General features: G+C 44.3%; 4 protein-coding genes and 1 pseudogene. 1 reads left to right on the top strand and 4 read right to left on the bottom strand.

Going from position 1 to position 4,589, the window contains the following annotated elements:
- The 3 genes and pseudogenes from ABY802_RS15970 to ABY802_RS15960 all read right to left on the bottom strand — a co-directional run.
- Positions 1 to 228 (bottom strand): annotated as a pseudogene (locus ABY802_RS15970) (H-NS histone family protein); the annotation flags it as partial.
- A gap of 105 nt (positions 229 to 333) precedes the next feature.
- A complete protein-coding gene (locus ABY802_RS15965) occupies positions 334 to 1,770 on the bottom strand; it encodes a phosphomannomutase CpsG (protein WP_372628116.1) in 1,437 nt (478 codons plus the stop codon).
- Between the two features lies 1 nt (position 1,771).
- A complete protein-coding gene (locus tag ABY802_RS15960; protein WP_372628115.1) occupies positions 1,772 to 3,196 on the bottom strand; it encodes a mannose-1-phosphate guanylyltransferase/mannose-6-phosphate isomerase in 1,425 nt (474 codons plus the stop codon).
- Positions 3,197 to 3,396: 200 nt separating this feature from the next.
- Between ABY802_RS15960 and can the strand changes: the two genes are divergently transcribed.
- The gene (gene can / locus ABY802_RS15955; protein WP_372628114.1) at positions 3,397 to 4,038 is read left to right on the top strand and encodes a carbonate dehydratase; all 642 of its coding nucleotides are present in this window, start codon (positions 3,397 to 3,399) and stop codon (positions 4,036 to 4,038) included.
- A 19-nt stretch (positions 4,039 to 4,057) separates the two neighbouring features.
- Here can and ABY802_RS15950 read toward each other — a convergent pair whose 3' ends face one another.
- Positions 4,058 to 4,564 carry a hypothetical protein gene (locus tag ABY802_RS15950; protein ID WP_372628117.1) on the bottom strand — a complete coding sequence of 169 codons (507 nt, stop codon included), beginning with the start codon at positions 4,562 to 4,564 and terminating at the stop codon, positions 4,058 to 4,060.
- Positions 4,565 to 4,589: the final 25 nt, after the last annotated feature.

Here is a 4,589-nt window from a genome sequence, read left to right as displayed (position 1 = left end):
GCTGTCAGTGCTCTCTGCCACCACCACATCGCTGCTTTGTTTATAACCAAGCTGCTCCATGGTGTAACCCTGCGCTTTAGCCAGTCCTTCAAGCTGAGCGATTAATTCCACTTCTTGCTGACGTTCTGCCAAAACACCATTCAGGGTTTCAATAACATCGGTAAGTTTGACCAGGTTTAATTCTTTGGCGGCTTTTTTTAACTCTTTTTTATCTAATAATAAAGACACGATTCGCTCCTTTACTTAAAATTTGATAAAGAATAAGCAATTTACGCGACTAAATAAAGCAACCAGAGACTTTAATCTCAAGATATAATTATAAAAAAACTACATTTATTCAGGCTCTGTTAAGAAACTTTTTAATTCAGCTGTTTTATGCTTCATTAACTCAATATCACCCTTAGTCTCAACGTTTAATCTTACAACGTTTTCTGTGTTTGAAACACGAAGATTAAAGCGCCAGTCAGTAAATTTCATACTCAAGCCATCAATATCATCAACCTCTACAGCCTGTTGTGCATAGCGTTCGGCTAATTTAGAAATTACCTGCAACGGATTGGCGATATTAAAGTTTAATTCACCAGAAGAAGGATAGTCAGCAATCATTTTCTGTACCAGTTGTGAGAGTTTTTTACCTGATAATGATAATAACTCTGCCACAAGTAACCAGGGGATCATGCCACTGTCACAATACGCAAAGTCGCGAAAATAATGATGGGCACTCATTTCGCCACCATAAACAGCATCTTCTTCACGCATTCTTTCTTTTATAAAAGCATGTCCTGTTTTACTGCATATTGCCTTACCATTATGTTGTTGACATACCGCTTCAGTATTCCAGTATAAACGGGGATCATGAATAATTTTGGCACCAGGTTCTTTTTTTAAAAACGCCGCAGCCAGTAACCCAACAATATAATAGCCTTCGATGAAATGACCTTGCTCATCAAATAAAAAACAACGATCAAAATCGCCATCCCAGGCGATACCAAAATCGGCCTGATGCTGGCGCACCGCATCTGAAGTTGCCTGACGATTCTCAATCAGCAACGGGTTTGGGATACCATTGGGGAAACTGCCGTCTGGCTGATGATGTACTTTAATAAAATGTATAGGAATATCATGGTCAATAAACGCCTGCTCCAGCGCATCGACCACATGTCCCGCAGCACCATTTCCTGAATTGACTACCAGCTTTAGGGCTTGCATATTGGCGGGGGTGATATAGCCAAGCATATGATCAATATAGGGTTTTAGAATACTGCCTTTCTGATAGCTTGCGTTACCATAATGCCATTTTTGATTAGCTGCGAGTGTGTTACTTTGCAGGGTTAATTCGATTAATGCTGCTGGCGCAAATAATTCCGTTTGCAACCGCGCGGTTTCATCGCGAATGGCAAAAAGCCCACTGTCGCCGCTTATTGGCCTGGACTGAGATCTGACTAATTTCATGCCGTTATAGTTGATTGGGTTGTGGCTGGCGGTCACTTCGATGGCACCATCAATAGCCAGATGTTGTGCGGCGAAATAGATTTCTTCAGTCCCGGTCATGCCTAAATCAAGAACTTCAACACCTTCGGTGAGTAGGCCCAGTGTCAGCGCTAATTTCAGCGACTCTGAGCTATGACGTATGTCGCCGCCAACAGCAACAGTCGCCGGTTTAATGACTCTGGCATAAGCGCGACCAATGCTATAAGCAATTTGCTCATTTAGCTCCTCACCCAGTTTCCCCCGAATATCATACGCTTTAAAGCAGGATAATGAGTTCATGTTACTCCCGGCCATACTTATCGGCAAAACGCACTATGTCATCTTCTCCAAGGTAGCTGCCAGACTGAACCTCAATTAATTCCAGAGGAATTTTACCCGGGTTTTCCAGCGAATGAACCACGCCAATCGGTATAAACGTCGACTCATTCTCAGTGACCATAAATTCTTTATCACCATTTCTGACCAAAGCCGTGCCACTTACTACCACCCAGTGCTCTGCCCGATGATGATGTTTTTGTACTGACAATTTTGCGCCGGGTTTTACGGTAATGTGTTTTACCTGGTAGCGCTTTCCCTGGTCCACTGAATCATATTTGCCCCAGGGTCGGAACACTTCGCGATGCAAATCTACTTCACTGCGACCATAGCTTTGTAATCGTTGCACAATACTTTTTACTTGTTGGATATCATTTTTATTCGCCACCAAAACCGCATCTTTGGTTTCCACTACTATCACATTGTCTAAACCAATTACTGCGACCAGTTTCTCTTCGGCGTTGATATAACTATTGCGGGTTGCCTCCAGCATCACATCACCCCTGCAAGCATTGCCTTGGGCGTCTTTTGCCATGACATCCCACAGCGCATCATAGCTGCCGACGTCGCTCCAACCAGCGTTAAGTGGCACCATCACCGTATTGTCAGACTTCTCCAGCACGGCATAATCCAGTGAATCGGCCGGACTGGTACTAAATGCGTCTTTGTCTACCCTGACAAAATCTAAATCCTGACTGGCAGTAGTCACCGCCAACTGACACGCTTTTACAATCTCTGGTGCAAATTTTTCGAGCTCGGCCAATAAACTGCTGGCTTTGAACATAAACATGCCGCTGTTCCAGCAATATTCGCCTGATGCCAGATAATGCTCTGCGGTTTTTTTATCTGGCTTTTCTTTAAATTCAGTGACCTGATAGGTGTTCGGTATGTGCTCAATATTTTGCTGGCTGTGCCTGATGTAGCCATACCCCGTATGCGCAGATACCGGCACGATACCAAAAGTAACTAATTTACCGGCTTTCGCTGCCAGCTGAGCTTCCACTACCGCTTGCTGAAATGCAGGAATATCCTGAATAACATGATCTGCTGCCAGAACGAGTAACACCGGATCTTGCTGCTGTTGCTGCAACTGCATGGCCTGGATAGCCGCTATCGCAATCGCAGGCGCCGTATTACGGCCTACCGGTTCCAGCATGATGCAGGCGTCGCCAATTTTCAGCTCGCGCAGCTGCTCAGCCACCATAAAACGATGATCTTCATTGCAAACCACTATCGGTGGTGCCAACTGATCAAGGCCTTTCAAGCGCAGCAAGGTATTTTGCAGCATACTTTTTTCATTAACTAATGACAGAAATTGTTTAGGTTTTTTTGCGCGTGACAAAGGCCAGAGCCGGGTACCCGACCCACCAGATAAGATTACCGGGATCATTGCAACTCCTTGCGATACTTTCCATAAGAAAAAAGACTGACAGCGCTTAGTATAGCCAGCTTTTTCGGCAAACGTCACCCCGAATATGACTGTTAATATCAATGACAACCAAAATTGTCCGCACTAAATTGGGCTGGTCGGTGCTCTTAAATAAGGTAGAATCGGCTATCTTAACGCGACTTTTTAGCAGGATCAGTGTTATGCCACAATTTAAAGATTTATTTACTAACAATAAAAACTGGGCAGATCGGATTGAGCGTGAGCAACCGGGTTTTTTTAAACAGTTATCAGAACAACAGGCCCCGGAGTATTTATGGATTGGCTGTTCAGACAGTCGGGTTCCGGCCAATGAAATTGTTGGGCTATTGCCTGGTGAGCTGTTTGTTCACCGTAATGTGGCAAATTTAGTGTTGCATTCTGATATGAACTGCTTATCCGTACTGCAGTATGCTATTGATATTCTTAAAGTTAAACATATTATAGTAGTCGGGCATTATGGATGTGGTGGTGTTAAAGCTGCCATGATGAAACAACGGGTTGGCTTTGTAGATAACTGGTTGCGCAATGTGAAAGACGTCTATGCGATGCACCGCGAAGAAGTTGACAGTTATGCCGATGACAACGAACGACTTAATTGTTTAATTGAACTGAACGTGATGGAGCAGGTACGGAATTTATGTCATACCAGCTTTGTGCAGGAAGCCTGGGAGCGTGGACAGCCTTTAGCTATCCACGGCTGGGTATACAGTTTGCGTAACGGCAGAGTTAAGGATCTGCGGGTCAGTCACTCATGTGCCGATAAAATAGACGACATTTACGCTATGGACCCGCTTGAAGGTTGATACTGGGCCAGATTGTCAACTATTTAAAAATAATTTCCTGAGGTGCAACGGGTTGATACACCGCACTATGTCCTTGTACCCATTGTTCATTCTGTAAATAAGTCGAGCGAACTTCGAGGGTACCGTCCGGCATAATTTTACTGTGTGATTTAACCTGGGTGATGCCGTTCTGGTTGTTTTCAACATTTTCCAAAGCGGTAATTTCACCACTTTGCGGATTAAATTGCATCGTGCCATAGGTATAAAAACCAGCCGTTGTGAAATAGTAGTACGCCAGGCTGTTTTTAGCTTCGTCCCAAAAAATAAAAGACTCGCCACCATATTCGCCATGATTGATAGAATGCACTGTTTTTATCGCCTGGCCATTTAATGCCCGGAACCAGTGAGAGCGATCAATAACCGCTTTGGTGCTGCCAGGCTCAGCAAGATTCCCTTGCCAGTATTGACCAAGATAGGGTCTGAACACCTCTAATTTGGGATGCAGTACGGCCGTTTCAGCCGCCGAAATCGCGACAGCAAATAGCATGCTGCACAACAACAGCAATATTTTC

This window comes from Arsukibacterium sp., from assembly GCF_041616895.1.
Classification (GTDB): domain Bacteria; phylum Pseudomonadota; class Gammaproteobacteria; order Enterobacterales; family Alteromonadaceae; genus Alishewanella.
This window is presented reverse-complemented; position numbering and strand designations above follow the sequence as displayed.